The 18,238-nt window shown below is 71.1% G+C and carries 19 protein-coding genes; 11 read left to right on the top strand and 8 right to left on the bottom strand.

What is annotated here, in order from left to right:
• The 4 genes from ABZY11_RS08355 (at position 1) to ABZY11_RS08340 (ending at position 3,852) form a co-directional block, all read left to right on the top strand.
• Positions 1–1,293, top strand: a complete 1,293-nt coding sequence (locus ABZY11_RS08355; protein ID WP_356478376.1) for an ArsA-related P-loop ATPase — start codon at positions 1–3, stop codon at positions 1,291–1,293.
• Positions 1,294–1,376: 83 nt separating this feature from the next.
• Complete coding sequence (locus ABZY11_RS08350) at positions 1,377–1,835, top strand: DUF5304 domain-containing protein (protein WP_356478375.1); 459 nt, start codon at positions 1,377–1,379, stop codon at positions 1,833–1,835.
• 74 nt (positions 1,836–1,909) lie between these two features.
• On the top strand, positions 1,910–2,851 hold the full coding sequence (locus tag ABZY11_RS08345; RefSeq protein ID WP_356478374.1) for an ROK family glucokinase: 942 nt from the start codon (positions 1,910–1,912) through the stop codon (positions 2,849–2,851).
• A 242-nt stretch (positions 2,852–3,093) separates the two neighbouring features.
• Positions 3,094–3,852, top strand: coding sequence for an endonuclease/exonuclease/phosphatase family protein (locus tag ABZY11_RS08340; protein WP_356478373.1), 759 nt, complete (start codon positions 3,094–3,096; stop codon positions 3,850–3,852).
• Positions 3,853–3,908: 56 nt separating this feature from the next.
• Here the strand turns inward: ABZY11_RS08340 and ABZY11_RS08335 are convergent, their stop codons facing one another.
• A complete protein-coding gene (locus ABZY11_RS08335) occupies positions 3,909–4,589 on the bottom strand; it encodes a hypothetical protein (RefSeq protein ID WP_356478372.1) in 681 nt (226 codons plus the stop codon).
• On the bottom strand, positions 4,582–5,361 hold the full coding sequence (locus ABZY11_RS08330; RefSeq protein WP_356478371.1) for an alpha/beta fold hydrolase: 780 nt from the start codon (positions 5,359–5,361) through the stop codon (positions 4,582–4,584). The genes ABZY11_RS08335 and ABZY11_RS08330 overlap by 8 nt, the downstream gene beginning before the upstream one ends.
• Positions 5,362–5,554: 193 nt before the next feature.
• Here ABZY11_RS08330 and ABZY11_RS08325 point away from each other — a divergent pair, with 193 nt between their 5' ends.
• The 4 genes from ABZY11_RS08325 to ABZY11_RS08310 all read left to right on the top strand — a co-directional run bounded on the left by ABZY11_RS08325 (position 5,555) and on the right by ABZY11_RS08310 (position 9,392).
• Positions 5,555–6,298 carry a lysophospholipid acyltransferase family protein gene (locus ABZY11_RS08325; RefSeq protein WP_356478370.1) on the top strand — a complete coding sequence of 248 codons (744 nt, stop codon included), beginning with the start codon at positions 5,555–5,557 and terminating at the stop codon, positions 6,296–6,298.
• A 50-nt stretch (positions 6,299–6,348) separates the two neighbouring features.
• Positions 6,349–7,572, top strand: coding sequence for a DUF5931 domain-containing protein (locus ABZY11_RS08320; RefSeq protein WP_356478369.1), 1,224 nt, complete (start codon positions 6,349–6,351; stop codon positions 7,570–7,572).
• Complete coding sequence (locus ABZY11_RS08315) at positions 7,569–8,261, top strand: response regulator transcription factor (protein ID WP_356478368.1); 693 nt, start codon at positions 7,569–7,571, stop codon at positions 8,259–8,261. The genes ABZY11_RS08320 and ABZY11_RS08315 overlap by 4 nt, the downstream gene beginning before the upstream one ends.
• A 126-nt stretch (positions 8,262–8,387) precedes the next feature.
• Complete coding sequence (locus ABZY11_RS08310) at positions 8,388–9,392, top strand: 2-hydroxyacid dehydrogenase (protein WP_356478367.1); 1,005 nt, start codon at positions 8,388–8,390, stop codon at positions 9,390–9,392.
• Positions 9,393–9,426: 34 nt separating this feature from the next.
• On the opposite strand, the gene ABZY11_RS08305 is transcribed toward ABZY11_RS08310, so the two are convergent.
• Positions 9,427–11,343 (bottom strand): anthranilate synthase family protein, encoded by a 1,917-nt coding sequence (locus tag ABZY11_RS08305; protein WP_356478366.1) that lies wholly within the window; start codon positions 11,341–11,343, stop codon positions 9,427–9,429.
• Positions 11,344–11,435: 92 nt separating this feature from the next.
• Positions 11,436–11,492 (bottom strand): trp operon leader peptide, encoded by a 57-nt coding sequence (locus ABZY11_RS08300; protein WP_107408160.1) that lies wholly within the window; start codon positions 11,490–11,492, stop codon positions 11,436–11,438.
• Between the two features lie 103 nt (positions 11,493–11,595).
• On the opposite strand from ABZY11_RS08300, the gene ABZY11_RS08295 reads away from it, so the two are divergent.
• Both ABZY11_RS08295 and ABZY11_RS08290 read left to right on the top strand, forming a co-directional pair.
• Positions 11,596–12,942 (top strand): class II 3-deoxy-7-phosphoheptulonate synthase, encoded by a 1,347-nt coding sequence (locus tag ABZY11_RS08295; RefSeq protein WP_356478365.1) that lies wholly within the window; start codon positions 11,596–11,598, stop codon positions 12,940–12,942.
• 170 nt (positions 12,943–13,112) lie between these two features.
• Positions 13,113–13,421, top strand: coding sequence for a (2Fe-2S)-binding protein (locus tag ABZY11_RS08290; protein ID WP_356478409.1), 309 nt, complete (start codon positions 13,113–13,115; stop codon positions 13,419–13,421).
• Between the two features lie 15 nt (positions 13,422–13,436).
• Here the strand turns inward: ABZY11_RS08290 and bfr are convergent, their stop codons facing one another.
• Positions 13,437–13,916, bottom strand: coding sequence for a bacterioferritin (gene bfr, locus ABZY11_RS08285; protein ID WP_124718145.1), 480 nt, complete (start codon positions 13,914–13,916; stop codon positions 13,437–13,439).
• A 154-nt stretch (positions 13,917–14,070) separates the two neighbouring features.
• Here bfr and ABZY11_RS08280 point away from each other — a divergent pair, with 154 nt between their 5' ends.
• Positions 14,071–14,703, top strand: a complete 633-nt coding sequence (locus ABZY11_RS08280; protein ID WP_356478364.1) for a sulfite oxidase-like oxidoreductase — start codon at positions 14,071–14,073, stop codon at positions 14,701–14,703.
• A 33-nt stretch (positions 14,704–14,736) separates the two neighbouring features.
• Here the strand turns inward: ABZY11_RS08280 and ABZY11_RS08275 are convergent, their stop codons facing one another.
• From ABZY11_RS08275 to pknB, 3 genes are all read right to left on the bottom strand, one after another.
• The gene (locus ABZY11_RS08275; protein WP_356478363.1) at positions 14,737–15,312 is read right to left on the bottom strand and encodes a DUF4396 domain-containing protein; all 576 of its coding nucleotides are present in this window, start codon (positions 15,310–15,312) and stop codon (positions 14,737–14,739) included.
• A 113-nt stretch (positions 15,313–15,425) separates the two neighbouring features.
• Positions 15,426–16,283: a deoxyribonuclease IV gene (locus ABZY11_RS08270; RefSeq protein ID WP_356478362.1), complete on the bottom strand. Its 858-nt coding sequence runs from the start codon at positions 16,281–16,283 to the stop codon at positions 15,426–15,428.
• Positions 16,284–16,289: 6 nt separating this feature from the next.
• Positions 16,290–18,206, bottom strand: a complete 1,917-nt coding sequence (gene pknB / locus ABZY11_RS08265; protein ID WP_356478361.1) for a Stk1 family PASTA domain-containing Ser/Thr kinase — start codon at positions 18,204–18,206, stop codon at positions 16,290–16,292.
• Positions 18,207–18,238: the final 32 nt, after the last annotated feature.

Raw genomic sequence — 18,238 nt, 5'->3', positions numbered from 1 at the left:
ATGCGTACGGTCCTCGTCACCGGCCCCGGCGGCGCCGGCCGTACCACCGTCGCGGCAGCGACCGCGCTGGCCGCCGCCCGCCGCGGCCGCCGCACCCTGCTGCTGACCGCCGACGGCATACCCGGCTTCCCCGAGGCCACCGAACCCACCGAGGTCACCGACGGGCTGTGGTCCGCCCGGATCGACTCCGGCGAGCACTTCCGCAGCGAACTCCTCGCCCTCCAGGACCAGGCGTCCGGAGTGCTCGACCTGCTCGGCGGGAACCGGCTGGACGGCGAGGAACTGACCGAACTCCCCGGCAGCGCCCAGCTCGCCCTGCTGCACGCCCTGCGCCGCGCCGCCGAGGGCGACTGGTCGCGCCGCGGCCACGACCTCCTCGTCGTCGACCTGCCACCGCTGCGCGAAGCGCTCGCCCTGCTCGCCCTCCCCGAACAGCTGCGCCGCTATCTGCGCCGGCTGCTTCCCCCGGAACGCCAGGCCGCCCGCGCTCTGCGCCCGATGCTCGCCCAGCTCGCCGGTGTGCCCATGCCCGCCCAGTGGCTGTACGAGACGGCCGCCCGCAGGGACGCCGAGCTGGCCGCCGTCCAGGCCCTGATCGAGGACCGCAACACCACGCTCCGGCTGGTCGCGGAGCCCGGCCCCGCCGCCGAGGACGCCCTGCGCACCGCCCGTACCGGCCTCGCCCTGCACGGACTGCGGGTCGACACCCTCGCGGTGAACCGGGTGCTGCCCAGGCACTCCGGCGACCCCTGGTTCGCGGCGCTCGCCGCGCAGCAGGAGAAGACCGTCGACCGCTGGTACGAGGAATGGGCGCCCGAGGCCGCGCTGTGCGAAGTGCCCCACCTCGGCCGCGACCCGCAGGGCCTCGACGACCTCACCCGCCTCGGCACCACGGCAGGCCCCGACGGCGGTCCGTCCGAGGGCGACGGGCTGGTCCCGGAACCGGAAGAGCGGAGCCCCGGCCGGGCCGGGGACCCCTGGTGGATCGAGAGCCCCGACGCCCCGGACGGCCTGGACGGACTGCTGCCCGGCGCCCGGATCGTGACCGTCCCGCCGTCCGGCGACGGCGACCCGGTCCTCGTCTGGTGCCTGCCGCTGCCCGGCGCGGTCAAGAAGGACCTCCAGCTGGTCCGCCGCGGCGACGAACTGCTGCTCACCGTGGGCCCGTTCCACCGGATCGTCCCGCTGGAGTCCGGACTGCGCCGCTGCACCGTCTCCGGCGCCGCCCTCACCGACGGGGTGCTCCGGGTCCGGTTCACGCCGGACCCCGGCCTGTGGCCGCGGACGGGCTGAACGGCGCGTCACGCTTCGGGTAACGTCGGTAGTAGGCGCCCCGTATGCCGGGCCGCCGGCACACCACGTCGCAGGAGTCCGCCATGAGCGATGCCACCGATCGTCCCGTCGACGACGACGCGTGGGCGAAGGCCTGCGCCGAGGACCTCGAAGCGGAGAAGGCCCGCCGCCGGGCCCAGCACGGCCCGCCGCCCGGCTCCGCCGCCGAGGAACTGCGCAAGCTGGTCGACGCCGTGGCCGACAAGGTCTCGTCCCTCCAGTCGCCGCTGTTCGGCGCGGCGGCCCAGGGCACCGTGCAGCAGATCATCAAGCAGGCGAAGTCCGCGGTCGAGCCCGTCATCGAGCGCAATCCGGACGTCTTCGACCACATCGCCGCGGCCGGCAGCGAACTCCTCGCCGCCTACCGCTCCGCCGTCGAGGGCCAGGAGCGCCGCTGGACCCAGGGCGCCGGGGACCCCGCAGGCACCGAGAAGAAGGCCGACGACCCCTCCGACCCCCGTGACGAGGGCCCCGCCGGGGGCGAGCACATCGACCTGGACTGATCGGCACCGATGGGCCGGGGGCCCGGCTCGGGTACGGTTGGCCACAGCGGGGCTCGACCGGAACTGAGGGATTCATGGGACTCACCATCGGCGTCGATATCGGCGGCACGAAGATCGCGGCTGGAGTTGTCGACGAAGAGGGCCGGATCCTCTCGACGCACAAGGTGCCGACCCCGCCGACGGCCGAAGGCATCGTGGACGCGATCGCGACGGCCGTGTCCGGCGCGAGCGAGGGCCACCAGATCGATGCCGTAGGCATCGGTGCCGCCGGATACGTCGACGACAAGCGCGCCACCGTGCTGTTCGCGCCGAACATCAACTGGCGGCACGAGCCGCTGAAGGACAAGGTCGAACAGCGCGTCGGCCTTCCCGTCGTCGTCGAGAACGACGCCAACGCCGCGGCCTGGGGCGAATACCGCTTCGGCGCCGGACAGGGCCACGACGACGTCATCTGCATCACGCTCGGCACCGGCCTCGGCGGCGGCATCATCATCGGCAACAAGCTGCGCCGCGGACGCTTCGGCGTGGCCGCCGAGTTCGGCCACATCCGGGTCGTCCCGGACGGGCTGCTCTGCGGCTGCGGCAGCCAGGGCTGCTGGGAGCAGTACGCGTCCGGACGCGCACTCGTCCGGTACGCCAAGCAGCGCGCCAACGCCACCCCGGAGAGCGCCACGATCCTGCTGTCGCTGGGCGACGGCACGGTGGACGGCATCGAGGGCAAGCACATCAGCCAGGCCGCCCGGCAGGGCGACCCGGTGGCGATCGACTCGTTCCGCGAGCTGGCCCGCTGGGCCGGCGCCGGACTCGCCGACCTCGCCTCGCTCTTCGACCCGTCCGCGTTCATCGTCGGCGGCGGTGTGTCGGACGAGGGCGAGCTGGTGCTCGACCCGATCCGCAAGTCGTTCCGGCGCTGGCTGATCGGCGGCGAATGGCGACCGCACGCCCAGGTGCTCGCGGCCCAACTGGGCGGCAAGGCGGGACTGGTGGGCGCGGCGGACCTCGCCCGCCAGGGCTAGGGCCTGTCCCGGCGGATCATGGCCGGGGCGCGGCGTCTGGCACGGCACCTCGCGGCGTTGCCGAAACGTCCGAACAGCTCCGCTATCAAGACGCTCCGGCGCCTTGCGATGCACCGCACCAGACGCCGCGCCCTGACCGACCCCGATACACCGGACAGGCCCTGGCCGGCCGGGACCGGACGGAGCCGGACGCCCGTCGCGCCCCTGTGGGAGCGGCGGGCGTCCGTCGTATCGTGAGACGCATGGTCCTGACGCCACTGCCCGACTCCCGTACCGAGCCGGATGGTTCGGCCGTCATCAGAGTGCTCAGCTACAACATCCGGTCGATGCGCGACGACTGCGAGGCACTGGCCCGCGTCATCACCGCCTGCGCCCCCGACCTCGTTCTCATCCAGGAAGCCCCGCGCTTCTTCCGCTGGCGCAAGCGCGCGGCCTGGCTCGCGGCCCGCACCGACCTGGTCGTCCTCAGCGGCGGCGCCACGGCGGCCGGTCCGCTGCTGCTCTGCTCGCTGCGGGCCACCGTGGAGCGCACCGAGGACGTACTGCTGCCGCTCACCCCCGGGCTGCACCGCAGGGGCTTCGCCACGTCGGTGGTACGGATCGCGGGCACCCGGATCGGTCTGCTCAGCTTCCATCTGAGCCTCCAGCGGGACGAACGCCTGGCCCAGACGGAGATGTTGCTGGACCGGCTGGATTCGATGGGCGTCGAGCACGCCATCGCGGCCGGTGACCTCAACGACGTACCGACCGGGAGCGCGTTCCGGCGGCTGGCCGGGCGGCTCCAGGACTGCTGGGCGGTCCGGCCGTGGGGCGAGGAGAACACCTACGCGCCGGACCACCCGCGACGGCGCATCGACGCGGTCTTCGCGACGGAAGGGATCGAGGTGCTCGGCTGCGGTGTCCCCGCCGGGCTGCCCGGTGTCACCGACGCGGACCTGCGGGCGGCCACCGACCACCTGCCGGTGCTGGCGGCGCTACGGGTACCCGCGATCAAGCCCTGAGCCGGACCGGCCCGCCCGCCGCGGCGCCCGGTCTCAGACCGCCGCGGCGCCCGGTATCAGACGACCGCCCCGCGCCCGGGGTCGTCGCCGTCCTCGTCGTCATCGTTCATCCGCGCCACCAGCGTGACGAAACCGCCCAGGAATCCGCCGACGCAGACCGTCGTGAGCCACCAGGTCATGTCCCACCGCAGCAGCACCGCGATCAGCATCAGCACCGGACCGCCGACGACCGCGAGCCAGGCGAACTTCGCCGTGACATCGGCCTCCGGCAGCGGCGGCGGCTCCGGCGGGACGAAATGCCCCTCGTCGCTGTCGTCGAGGTCGTCGTCCTTCGGCTCCGCGACCTCGTAGTCACGCGGACCCGCGACGCCGGGGGCGAACACGACCGAGCTGCCGAGCGGCTTCTCCGGCGGCTTCGCGGACTTCGTCCCGATCCCCTTGTCCGGATCCAGGACGCCGGGCTCGTCGTCCTCCAGCAGCGCGAGATCCTCGATCGACCTGAACGGCTTGGCGCCCGGCGGGTCCGGCGGCTCCTCGCCGTACCCCGCGACGATCGCCTTCCACACGGCATCATCGTCCGCCGACGGCTCGGACCGGCTGCCGTCGGCGCCCGGCGACGCCTTCTGGGCAGCGGCGTCCTGCGGGCCCGTGCCGTCGTCGGGGACGGCCGCTCCCTCCGCGGGAAGGGGCTCGCGCTCCTCCTCGCTGCCCGCGCGCTCCGCGTCGTGCTCAGCCACCTGACGTGCTCCCCTTCTTTCCGACGCTCGGGGCGAGGCGGCCGATGAACCGGTAGCTCTCGTCGAAGATCCGCTCCGCATCGTGGTCCAACGTCGCCACGTGGTAGCTCTGTTCCAGCAGGATCTCCTGGACGTCCGTCGACGACACCCGGCTGAGGATGCGGGCCGAGTCGGCGGGCGGCACCACATGGTCCTGCGGGCTGTGCAGCAGCACGATCGGCTGGGTGACCTGGGGCAGTTCGGCGTCTACCAGGCGGAAGAACTTCCGCAGCGAATGCGCCGCGTGCAGCGGCACCCGGTCGTACCCCACCTCGTCGGAGCCCGGCAGGGCGATATCGCTCGCCAGCCCCTTCGTCGTCCGCACCAGATGGCGGGCGACCGGCAGCGCGTACGCCGACAGGCCGTGCACCTTGTTCGCCGGATTGACCAGCACCAGACCGCTGATCGCGTCCCCGTGCTTCGCCGCCAGCCGCAGCGTCAGCGCGCCACCCATGGACAGTCCGAAGACGAAGACCTGGCTGCACCGCTCCAGCAGGGCGCGCAGCTCCCGGTCCACCTCCGCGTACCAGTCCTGCCAGCCGGTGAGCTGCATGTCCTCCCAGCGGGTGCCGTGCCCCGGCAGCAGGGGCAGCGAGACGGTGAGCCCGCGCTCCGCCAGATGGTCGGCCCAGGGGCGCAGCGACTGCGGGGAACCGGTAAATCCGTGACAGAGAAGGACGCCGACCTCTCCGCCCTCGTGGCGGAACGGCTCGGCTCCAGGAAGGACCGGCACCGGGGTCTCCTGTTCGTGAGGCTCGAAGGGGGAGCGAAAGGGGAGTGCAGAAGGATTACTTCACCGTACGCGACCGGACTGACACCGACCAGGGCCGTCACGGCTCCGGCCGCGGCATCGGCTCCGTGCCGGGCGGGAGCGCGGGCGGCCCACGGGTTAAGGTCTGTCGGACAGCACACAGGAGGCACCCGAGTTGATCTACGGCGCAATGAAGTTCTCCATCGGCGGCTCACTGAAGCTCGCCTTCCGGCCATGGGTGGAGGGCCTGGAGAACATTCCCGCGCAGGGACCGGCGATCCTCGCGAGCAACCACCTGTCGTTCTCCGACTCCTTCTTCCTGCCGGCCGTCCTGGACCGCAAGGTCACCTTCATCGCCAAGTCCGAGTACTTCACCGCGCCCGGCGTGAAGGGCAAGCTGACCGCGGCCTTCTTCAAGGGTGTCGGCCAGCTCCCGGTGGACCGCTCGGGCGCCCGCGGCGCCGGCGAGGCGGCCATCAAGGCGGGCATAGAGGTCATCGAGAGCGGCGGCCTCTTCGGCATCTACCCGGAGGGCACCCGCTCGCCCGACGGCCGTCTCTACCGCGGCAAGCCCGGCGGACTCGCCAGGGTGGCGCTGGCCACCGGGGCGCCCGTCATCCCCGTCGCGATGATCGACACGGAGAAGATCCAGCCGCCCGGCCAGGTGATGCCCAAGCTGATGCGCCCGGGGATCAGGATCGGCAAGCCGCTCGACTTCAGCCGCTACCACGGCATGGACGGCGACCGCTTCATCCTGCGCTCGGTCACCGACGAGGTGATGTACGAGATCATGAAGCTCTCCGGCCAGGAGTACGTCGACATCTACGCGACGGCGGCCAAGCGGCAGATCGCGGACGAGGCGAAGCGCCGCGCCGAGGCGGGGAAGCACAAGGGCACCGAGTCCGGAACGCAAGGCTGAAGGAACGGTACGGCGCGTGAGTGCGCCGGTTCCGTCCGGGGGGTGGGGAAGTGGCCAGGCGCGAGCGGGTCGTACGGATGTCGGTCGAGCAGCCGTTGTGGCGTGCGCTGACCGCGTACCGCATTCTGACGATGCTGTACGCGGTGCTGCTCTCCGTCTTCGGCCGGGACAAGTACGACCGGCCGTGGGTGGCCGTCGCCTTCCTGGCGGTGATGGTGGTCTGGACGTTCGCCACCCTTCCGAAGGTCGCGGGCGCCGCCGCCTGCACCAAGCGTTTCCTCGGCGCCGATCTGACCGTCGCGCTCATCGGCATACTCCTCACCCCGCTCGCCGACTTCGAGGCCCAGCAGGTCGACGGCCCGACGCTGCCGTCCATCTGGACCGCGGGTTCCGTGCTGGCCTTCGCGATCAAGGGCGGCTGGCGCTGGGCGGCCTTCGCCTCCACCTTCGTCGCCGTCGCCAACATCATCGAACGCGGCCATCCCAGCCGGGACACCTTCCACAACGTGCTGCTGGTCTGGGTCGCCTCCATCGCGATCGGGTACGTCGTCGAGGTCGCCAGGGCCAGTGAGCGCACCCTCGCCCGCGCCCTGGAGATCGAGGCCGCCACCCGCGAGCGGGAACGGCTGGCCCGGGACATCCACGACAGCGTGCTCCAGGTCCTCGCGATGGTGCAGCGCCGCGGCACCGCGCTCGGCGGGGAGGCGGCCGAGCTGGGCCGGATGGCCGGGGAGCAGGAGGTCGCCCTGCGCACCCTGGTCTCCAGCGGTCTTGTGCCCACCACCCGGGTCTCCGAGGACGCCGCCGAGGGCGCCGTGGTCCGCAGCGTCGAGGTCGACGACGAACCCTCGGACCGGGCCGACTGCGATCTGCGCTCCCTGCTCGCCCCGCACGCCGGCTCCCGGGTCAGCTTCGCGGAGCCGGGTGCTCCGGTGCTGCTCGCCCCGGCGGCCGCGATGGAGCTGGCCGCCGCTGTCAGTGCCGCCCTGGACAATGTCAGGGTCCATGCGGGGGAGAAGGCCCAGGCCTGGATCCTCGTCGAGGACTGGCCGGACGAGGTGATCGTGACGGTCCGGGACGACGGCCCCGGAATCCCGGAGGGGCGGCTCGCCCAGGCCGAGGGCGAGGGGCGGATGGGGGTGGCCCTGTCGATCCGGGGGAGGCTGCGTGACCTGGGCGGCACGGCCGAGTTGATCTCGGTGCCCGGCCAGGGCACCGAGGTCGAGTTGAAGGTTCCGAAGGTTTCACGGGGGAAGGCAGGATCAGCGAGATGAGCACGGAGAACACCCAGGGTGCCGAGGAGCGGGCCATCAGGGTGATGGTGGTGGACGACCATCCGATGTGGCGCGACGCCGTCGCCCGCGACCTTTCCGAGTCGGGCTTCGACGTGGTGGCGACCGCGGGTGACGGACCGCAGGCCGTCCGCAGGGCGAAGGCCGCCACCCCCGACGTCCTGGTGCTCGACCTCAATCTGCCCGGTATGCCGGGTGTCCAGGTCTGCAAGGAGCTCGTCGGCTCCCACCCGGGGCTGCGGGTGCTGGTGCTCTCCGCGAGCGGTGAGCACGCCGACGTACTGGAAGCGGTCAAGTCCGGCGCCACCGGCTATCTGCTCAAGTCGGCCAGCACCCAGGAGCTGACCGAGGCCGTGCGGTCCACCGCCGTCGGCGACCCCGTCTTCACACCGGGCCTGGCCGGACTGGTCCTCGGCGAATACCGCAGGCTCGCCTCCGACCCCACGCCCGTCGCCTCCGACGAACCCAAGGCCCCGCAGCTCACCGAGCGCGAGACCGAGGTGCTGCGGCTGGTCGCCAAGGGGCTCTCGTACAAGCAGATCGCCGAGCGGCTGGTCATCTCGCACCGCACCGTGCAGAACCATGTGCAGAACACCCTGGGCAAGCTCCAGCTGCACAACCGGGTGGAGCTCGTGCGGTACGCGATCGAGCGCGGTCTCGACGACGCCTGAGCAGCACGGCGCCGACCGCCGGACACCCCGTTCGGCCGAGCGGCGCGGCAGGGACATGGGCCGTATATTCGCGATGACCGGCCCATGCCCCTGATCTGCTGATCCGCACGATGAAAAGGAGAAGTCGTGGAAATCCTGGCCTTCGGTGTCCAGTCCGACGAGAAGCCGCTGATCGAGAAGGCCTTCGCCGGACAGCACGAGGTCCGCTGCCTGGACGTCTTCCTGAACAAGGACACCGCCCCCATCGCGGCGGGCTACGAGATCATCTCCACCAGCGTCAACGCCGACCTGGGCAGCAGCGTCCTGCAGACCCTCGCGGCGGGCGGCACGCAGATGATCGCCCAGCGCTCCACCGGCTTCAACAACATCGACCTCGACGTCGCCGAGCGCCTCGCCCTGCGGGTCGCCCGGGTCTCCTACTACTCGCCGTACTCGGTCGCCGAATTCGCCTGGACCCTCGCGATGGCCGTCAACCGCCGGATCATCCGGGCCGCGAGCCGCACCCGCGACTTCGACTTCCGGCTCGACGGACTCCTCGGCCGTGACATGCGCGGCCGCACCGTGGGCGTGATCGGCACCGGCAAGATCGGCGAGGCCTTCACCCGTATCGCCCACGGCTTCGGCATGGAACTGCTCGGCTGGGACGTCGCCGAGAACCCCGCCTGCGTCGCGCTCGGCATGAAGTACGTGGAGAAGGAACGACTGCTCGCCGAGTCCGACCTGATCAGCCTGCACGTCCCGCTGCTGCCCTCGACCCACCACATCATCGGCGAGGACGCCCTGGCCCGGATGAAGGACGACGCGATCCTGATCAACTCCAGCCGCGGCGGGCTCATCGACACCACGGCGCTGGTCACCGAACTGCGCGCGGGCCGCTTCCTGGGTGTCGGACTCGATGTGTACGAGGCGGAGGCCGGGCTCTTCTTCCTGGACAAGTCGCTCCAGGGCATCGACGACGACACCCTCGCCCGGCTCGTCACCTTCCCGAACGTCATCGTCACCTCGCACCAGGCTTACTACACGGAGGACGCCGTGGGGCAGATCATCGACGCCACCGTGCAGAACGTCGCCGACTACCTGGCCCGCCGCCGCAGCGACAACGTCCTCGTCCCGGCGCTCCCGGCGAGCTGAGACCCCGGATCGCCCCGGGGTCCCGTCCGCCCCTTCAGCCGGCCACCGGCAGCCCCGCCAGCAGCTCTGCCACGATCGCCGCGCCGCGCAGTGTCAGCACCGACTCCGGGTGGAACTGCACCGAGGCGAAGCCCGGTCCGCGCAGCGCGTGCAGCTCACCGGTCGCCGCGTCCACGCTCGCCCCGACCCCGTGCGCCGCGAGCTCGGTGACCACCGCCTCGTCGCAGCGCGCGGTGAAACTGTTGTAGAAGCCGACCGTCTCCGGCCGCCCGAACAGCTCGATCCGGGTCTGCGCGCCCTGGTAGGGCACGGTCTTGCGGACGATCTCCAGACCCAGCTCCGCCGCGATCAGCTCATGGCCGAGACAGACCCCCAGCAGGCCGTGCCGGTGATCCCGGACCAGCTCCGCGGCCAGCCCGCGCAGCAGCCGCATCTTCGGATCGGCGGTGTCGCCCGGATTCCCCGGCCCGGGACCCAGTACGACCGGACCCTCGTGCGCCCGCACCAGTTCGCGCAGCCCCGGCTCGTCGTAGCGGTGCACCGACACATCGAGCCCCGAGGAGCGCAGCAGATGTGCCAGCATCGCGGTGAAGGTGTCCTCCCCGTCGACCACCAGCGCCCGGCCGGACAGCTCGTGGGTACGCTCCTGCATCCGCAGCCAGAACGGCGCGAGCCCGTCCCGCCGGGCCTCCAGCGCCGCCTGCACCCGCGGATCGCCGGACAGCCGCGGCCGGACCGCCTCGTCCCGCGGCCGGCCGGGCCGTACCCCGAGCGCGGTGAGCACCCCGGCCGCCTTCGCATGGGTCTCGGCGACCTCGCCGTCCGGATCGGAGTGACGTACGAGCGTCGCCCCGACCGGCACCCGCAGCTCGCCGTCGGCCGAGATGTCGGCGGTACGGATCAGGATCGGCGAGTCCAGGGTCTGCGTCCCGCCCGGCTCCTGCCGCAGCAGCGCCAGGGCCCCCGCGTAGTAGCCGCGCCCGCCGGGCTCGTACCGCTCGATGACCCGGCAGGCGTTCTGCACCGGGGAGCCGGTGACCGTCGCCGCGAACATGGTCTCCCTCAGCACCTCCCGCACATCCAGCGAGGAACGCCCGCGCAGCTCGTACTCCGTGTGGGCGAGATGGGCCATCTCCTTGAGCCGCGGGCCGACCACCACCCCGCCCATGTCGCCGACGGTGCACATCATCTTGAGCTCCTCGTCGACGACCATGGAGAGCTCCTCGGTCTCCTTGCGGTCGGCGAGGAAGGTCAGCAGACTCTCCGCGGTCGGGCCCTCGGCGGGGTAGCGGTACGTCCCGCTGATCGGGTTCATCACGACCGTCCCGCCGGACATCCGCACATGGACCTCGGGACTGGCGCCGACCAGGGTCCGCCCCGACGGGGAGGGCCCTTCGGACCCGCTGCCACCCGTGTGCACGACGAAGGTCCAGTACGCGCCGCGCTCACCGGCCAGCAGCCGCCGGAAGAGGGCCAGCGCGTCGGCCCGGCCGAAACCGGGGATCTCACCCCGGAAGGTCCGCCGGATGACGAAGTTCGCCCCTTCGCCCTGCCCGATCTCGTCCTCGATGACCCGCCGGACGATCCCGGCGTACTCCTCGTCCCCGACGTCGAAGGCGCCGCCCTCCACCCGTACGTCCCTCACCGGCAGGCAGTCCAGCACCTCGGCGAGCGGCAGCTCGTACATCTCGTCCGCGACCAGCACGGACAGCGGGGTCCCGTCGTCGCGCACATCGAAGCCGCGCTCGGCGATCTGCCGGAACGGCACCAGGGCGAGCGAGGGCAACTCACCGACGGGGAGATCGGCGAGCCGGTCCGCTTCCCGTACCCGGCCGATCAGCACCTCGACGGTGTCCTGGTCGCGGCCGGGGGCGCGCCTGCGCAGCAGCGCGAACGGCGGGCAGTCGTCACTCAGGAGTCTGCCGATGACGGCATCGGTGCGGTGAGGCATGGGGTGTTCCTTCCGGATGGAGGAACGGCTCCCCAGAACGCGGAGAAGGCCGCCCCTCGGGCGGCCTTCGCGTGGTCTGTCGCGCGCGATTGTCAGTGGGCCGCCGGATGAGCGGTCCACCACCAGTTCTGGTTTGTCTGCGCGAACATGTCCCGAACCCTAGCGGACGCCGATGCCGTCCGAGCGCGCGTCTCAACTATTGAGCTTACGGATGGACGTACCGCCGGACCCCGTAATGTTGGGGTTGTGACCGTGAACGCCAATACCTCCGTCGCCGGTGGCAACACCTGGCAAGACCTTCCCGCGGCGCAGCAGCCCGAGTACCCCGATGCCGAGGCTCTGCGCGATGTACTCGCGGACCTCGCGTCGTATCCGCCCCTCGTGTTCGCGGGCGAGTGCGACCAGCTGCGCGCCCGCATGGGAGCCGTCGCCAAGGGCGAGGCGTTCCTGCTGCAGGGCGGTGACTGCGCCGAGGCCTTCGACGCCGTGTCGGCCGACCATATCCGGGCCAAGCTGAAGACGCTGCTCCAGATGAGCGCCGTCCTGACGTACGCGGCCTCGGTGCCCGTCGTCAAGGTGGGCCGGATCGCCGGGCAGTACTCCAAGCCCCGCTCCAAGCCGACCGAGACCCGCGACGGCGTGACCCTGCCGACCTACCGCGGCGACTCCGTCAACGGCTTCGCCTTCACCGAGAAGGACCGCGTCCCGGACCCGGACCGGCTGAAGCAGATGTACCACGCATCCGCTTCCACGCTGAACCTGGTCCGCGCCTTCACCACCGGCGGTTACGCCGACCTGCGCCAGGTGCACGCCTGGAACCAGGACTTCGTGAAGTCGTCCCCGTCCGGCCAGCGCTACGAGGCGCTCGCCCGCGAGATCGACAACGCGCTGAACTTCATGAAGGCGTGCGGCACGGACCCGGCCGAGTTCAAGGCGGTCGAGTTCTACTCCTCGCACGAGGGCCTGCTGCTGGACTACGAGTCGGCGCTGACCCGCACCGACTCGCGCACCGGCGAGCTGTACGACACCTCCGGCCACATGGTCTGGATCGGTGAGCGCACCCGCCAGATGGACGGCGCCCACATCGAGTTCGCCTCGAAGATCCGCAACCCCATCGGCATCAAGCTCGGCCCGACCACCACGGTCGACGAGGCGCTCGGCTACATCGAGCGCCTCGACCCCGAGCGCGAGCCCGGCCGGCTGACCTTCATCGTCCGCATGGGCGCCGACAAGGTCCGTGACAAGCTCCCGGCCCTGGTCGAGAAGGTCACCGCGTCCGGCGCCACCGTGGCGTGGGTGACCGACCCGATGCACGGCAACACCTTCGAGGCCGCCTCCGGCCACAAGACCCGTCGCTTCGACGACGTCCTGGACGAGGTCAAGGGCTTCTTCGAGGTGCACAAGGGCCTCGGTACGCACCCGGGCGGCATCCACGTCGAGCTCACCGGTGACGACGTCACCGAGTGCGTCGGTGGCGGACACGAGATCTTCGTGGACGATCTGCACCAGCGCTACGAGACGGCCTGCGACCCGCGGCTCAACCGCAGCCAGTCGCTCGACCTGGCGTTCCTGGTCGCCGAGATGTACCGGGACCAGTAGGCATCACCGCAGGCAGCACGCGTACGACTGTGGGGCACGGATCGATGTGATCCGTGCCCCACAGGGCGTTCGGAGGCTTTCAACGCCTTTCGGCGCCGGGTAAGGTTAGGTTGGCCTCACCGACAAACGGGGTGGCAGTGAACGACCGATCCCGCCGGGAGGTGAACCGCGTGTACGTCTGCTCGTGCTTCGGCATCACGGAGAAGCAGGTCAAGGAACATGCGGACGCCGGGGCGTGCACACCCCGGCAGATAGCCTCCGCCTGCAAGGCGGGCACGGACTGCGGCGGCTGTGTCCGGGCGATCCAGGCCATGCTCGGCCGCGGCGCCTGCCCGCGCCGCGAACTGCTCGACCGGAAGCGGACGCCCGGCGCGGCCGAGGACACCGCCACCGATGCCGGATCCAAGGCCGACCCGGGCATCGCTCCGGGCATCTCCCCGGGCGTGGCTCCGGGGATCACGCTCCCCGACGCGGCCTGATCCGAGCGAACGACTCTAGCTGTCCGGCTGCTCGATCAGCTGGGCGATGTAGAGCGGCTCGCCGAGCTTCTCGACCAGTTCCAGCTGAGTGTCGAGGTAGTCGATGTGGTGCTCCTCGTCCGCCAGGATGGACTCGAAGATATTCGCGGACGTGATGTCGCCCTTGCCGCGCATCAGCTCGATCCCGCGCTTGAGCCGGTCGATCGCCTCCACCTCGACCTGGCGGTCCGCCTGGAACATCTCGGTGACGGTCTGGCCCACCCGCACATGGAACAGCCGCTGGTAGTTGGGCAGTCCGTCGAGGAAGAGGATGCGGTCCGTGAGGATCTCGGCGTGCTTCATCTCGTCGAACGACTCGGAGCGGGTGTACTTCGCGAGCTTCGTCCAGCCGAAGTTGTCCTGCATCTTCGCATGCAGGAAGTACTGGTTGATGGCGGTCAATTCGGCGGTCAGCTGCTCGTTCAGGAACTCGAGGACCTCGGGGTCGCCCTGCATCGCAGAGACTCCTTCCAACCGGTGAACTGGGCAAGTTGGCCGCATCCTCGCATCGCGCCCGAGAGGCGTCCAGTAAGTGCAGGCTTACTGCGAGTTGTCCGAATCGCCCCCACCCTGGTCAAGACCACCCCTGCCTGTCTGTCACCATGGAGTCATGGGTCAGCCGGAAAGCCGGGAACAACGCGCGTCAGGGCAGTCCGAGCTTCCGCCAGGACAGCGACTCCAGCGTGGTTGGCCGGTTACCCACTACGGGCCCGTGCCCAAGTTCAAGCCCGACCGCTGGGAGTTCCGGGTCTTCGGGGCCACCGCGGACGGCGAGAAGCACTGCTGGAACCACCAGGAGTTCTCGGCGCTGCCGTTCACCTCGGTCGTCGCCGACCTGCACTGCGTCACCAAATTCAGCATGCTCGGCGCCGAATGGGGCGGGGTTCTCGCCCGTACGGTCCTGGAGCTCGCGCCGCCCGCGCCGAACGTCACGCATGTGATGGTCTGGGCCGAGTACGGATTCAGCTCGAACCTGAGGCTCTCCGACTTCGCCTCGGACCGAACACTTTTCGCCACCCACAAGGGTGGGGAACTGCTCACCGCCGAGCACGGTTTCCCGCTCCGCCTCGTCGTGCCGCATCTCTACGCCTGGAAGGGGCCCAAGTGGGTCCGGGGCGTCGAGTACATGACGGCCGACCGCCGCGGCTTCTGGGAGGAGCGCGGCTATCACAACATCGGTGACCCGTGGAGCGAGCAGCGGTACTCCTACCAGGAAGAGCCCGGGGACGGCCCCGAGCTCTGACCTGACGGCTCCCGGGCCTGTCCGGCCCGTTCCTCAGTGGTGGTACTGGTGCACGACCGCGTGCCCCTTGCCCCGGCCGATCATCCACTTGTTGACCGGTGTGGTGGCGACGAAGGCGACGGCCAGCGAGAGCGCGAGCGCGCCCCAGAACAGCGCGTCGGAGAGGGCGGCGTCCATGGCGCCCGGCCACAGCGCGATCACGCCGTTGTCGATCAGCTCCATCACCGCGATGGACAGGGTGTCGGCGGCGAGCGCGACCCGCAGGGCCGTACGGAAGTCGACGCCGGCCCTCAGGATGGAGCGCAGGGTCAGCGTGTAGCCGAAGAAGAAGGCCAGGAGGATGGCGAGCGCCATCGTCTCCATGTTGTCCCAGCCGAGCGCTGTGCCGATCACCATGCCGAGGATCTCGCCGATGGCGCATCCGGTGAGGCAGTGCAGCGTGGCCCGGGCGGCCATGGCCCAGCCGGTCCCGCCGGGGCGGTGGGCGGCGTGGCCCGGGTGGGCGGAGTGGTCCGTGTGACCCGCATGGTCCGCGTGACCGGTGTGGTCTGCGTGGCTCGCCTGGTCCGCGTGGTGGCTGGGCTGCCCGTGGTGCGTGTCGTGCTGCATGGCGATCCCCCAATATCGAGTGGCGGTTCCTGCCGACAGCAAGAACCGTATACCCCCGTGGGGTATTCCTCAATGGGAAATCGGATGCGGGCGCCAGGGGCCCGCACGGCATCTCAGCCCAGGTCGCGCAGTCCCTTCAGCCGTGCCACATCCGCCGCGTGGCCTTCCTTGCCGCCGGGTGTCTCGATGATCAGCGGTACGCCGGCGGTCGCCGGATGCGAGAAGAGCTCACGGAACGGCTCCTCGCCGATGTGCCCGGCGCCGATGTTCTCGTGCCGGTCCTTGTGGGCTCCCACCACGTCCTTGGAATCATTGGCGTGGATCAGTTTCAGCCGGCCCTCGCCGACCGTCGCCACCAGCAGGTCCAGGGTCTGCCGCATGCCCGCCGGGCCGGTCAGGTCGTGGCCCGCCGCGTAGATGTGGCAGGTGTCGAGGCAGATGCCGAGCTTGGGGTGGGCGTCCAGCGCGTCGAAGTACGGGCCGAAGTCCCAGGTCCGCGAGCAGAGCGAGAACCCCTGCCCGGCGGTCGACTCCAGCAGCAGATACGGGTCGTCGTCGTGCGTCAGCTCGTCCAGGAGCGGCCGCATGTGCGTGCGTACCTGCGCGAGGGCCAGCTCGCGCGGCCTGCCGCCGGTCGCCGATCCGGTGTGCACCACGACGCCGAGGGCGCCGATCTCGCGGGCCCGGCGCAGCGAGTGGCGCAGCGACTCCACGGACTTCTCGACCGTTGCCCCGGTGTGCGATCCGAAGTTGATCAGATACGGGGCGTGGACGTACGCCGGTATGGATTCGGCGGCGCACTCGGCGCGGAACCGCTCGTCCTGGGCCGGGTTGCCGACCGGGGTCGCCCAGCCGCGCGGGTTGGCGACGAAGACCTGGACAGCCTCCGCCCCCATCTCGCGGGCGTAGGGGAGGCCGACCTTGGCGAGGCCGCCGGCCACCGGAACATGGCCGCCGACTGGGTTGCGCATGTGGATCTAGAGTCCCTTGGTCTTGATGGTGATGGTGCTGCCCTCGGGGGCCTGCTCGCCGCCGTCGACGGACTGGCTCGCGATGGTGTCGCTGAAGGACAGGAACGGGCGGTCGACCTTGACCGCGAAGCCCGCGTCCTCCAGTTCGCTCCTGGCCTCGTCGACGTCCTTGCCGGTGACGTCGGGGACGTCGATCATCCGCGGCCCGTCGGAGACCGTGAGTTCGATGGTGTCGCCCTCGGCGGCCTCGGTGCCCTCGCCCGGCGACTGCCGGGCGATGTCGCCCGCGTCCTCGGGGGAATTGACCCGGTGGGGCAGCACCTCGGCCTTCAGCCCCTCCTCCGCCAGCGCGGCGGTGGCGTCCTCGACGGACAGCCCGGTGACGTCGGGGACGTCCACCGGAGCACCCTTGCTGACGAAGAGGGCGACCGCCGAGTCCGGGTGCCGCTCGGTGCCCGCCACGGGGTCGGTACGGATCACATCGCCCCGTACCGTCTCCTCGCTGAACTCCTTGGTGACCATGCCGGGCACCAGGCCGGCATTCTTCAGCTCGTGCCTGGCGTCGGCGACCGAGAGGTCCTGGAGATCGGGCACCTTCACGATCTCGGGACCGCGCGAGACGACGAGCGTCACGGCGTCGTTGCCCCTGACGCGGGCGCCGGACTCCGGGTCGCTGCTGATGACCTTGCCGCGGTCCACGGTGTCGCTGTAGGCCCGCTTGACGCCCTTGAGCTCCAGACCCGCCTTCGAGAGCCGCTGCTCGGCGTTCTGCTGGGTCTGGCCGAGCAGCGGGGGGACCCGGGTGAACTGCCCGGAGTTGATGTACCAGACACCGGTGCCTATCCCCAGCGCCAGCAGCACGGCGACGACTGCGGCGATCACCGAGCGCCGCGGCCCGCGGCGGCGCCGGTCCTGCGCCGTGGTCCGCGGCGGCGCGGGCGGGGGCATCTCCAGCCTGCTGGTGTGGTGCGAGACGCCCTGGCCGACCGGGAGCAGCCGCGGGATCACGCTGGTGCGGTCCTCGGCGGCGTCGTGCACCTCGGCGGTGGCCTGCGGCGGTACGGCGTCCAGCTGGGCGTCGGTGAGGCCGGAGCGGGCCTCGCGGGTCTCGGCGAGCAGCGCCACCGCGTCGAACGGGCGGACCTCGGGGTCTCGGGCGGTGGCGCTCGCCACCAGGTCGTCGAGCTCGGCCGGGAGCCCCGGGACGGCGGCCGACGGCGGTGGGACTGCCTCGTTGAGATGCTGGTAGATGACCTGGGCGGGGGTGTCGCCGGCATGCGGCTTGGCCCCGGTCAGCATCTCGTACAGGACGACGCCGCAGGCGTACACATCGGTGCGGGTGTCCGCCGTGCCGGCCTCTATCTGCTCGGGGGCGAGATAGGAGACCGTGCCGAGAACGGACCCGGTGGTGTTGGTGACGGCGCCCACCGCCCGTACGAGCCCGAAGTCGGCGACCTTGACCCGGCCGTCGTCCCCTATCAGGACGTTCTCCGGCTTCATGTCGCGGTGCACGAAGCCCGCCCGGTGCGCGGCGCCGAGGGCGGCGAGGACCGGCTCCAGGATGTCCAGGGCGGCCCTCGGCTGCAGGGCGCCGCGATCGCGCAGCACGTCGCGCAGGGTGCAGCCCGCGACGTACTCCATCGCCAGGTAGACGTACTGCCCCTGGGCGCCCTGGTCGAAGACCGCGACCACATTGGGGTGCGCGAGCCGGGCCACGGACTTGGCCTCGCGGATGAAGCGCTCGACGAACGAGGCGTCGGTCGCCAGTGCCGGGTGCATCACCTTGAGGGCGAGCACCCGGTCGAGCCGGGTGTCCACGGCCCGGTAGACCGTGGCCATGCCGCCCACGGCGATGCGGGCATCGACGCGGTAGCGGCCGTCGAGCAGCTGCCCGACGAGAGGGTCCTGGAGGGTCGTATCCACGCAGGCGAGTCTACGAGCCGCCACGGACACGG

It is taken from the genome of Streptomyces sp. NPDC006510, assembly GCF_040611955.1.
GTDB lineage: Bacteria > Actinomycetota > Actinomycetes > Streptomycetales > Streptomycetaceae > Streptomyces.
The sequence above is the reverse complement of the archived record's forward strand: the minus strand, read 5'-3'. Positions and strand labels throughout refer to the sequence as shown.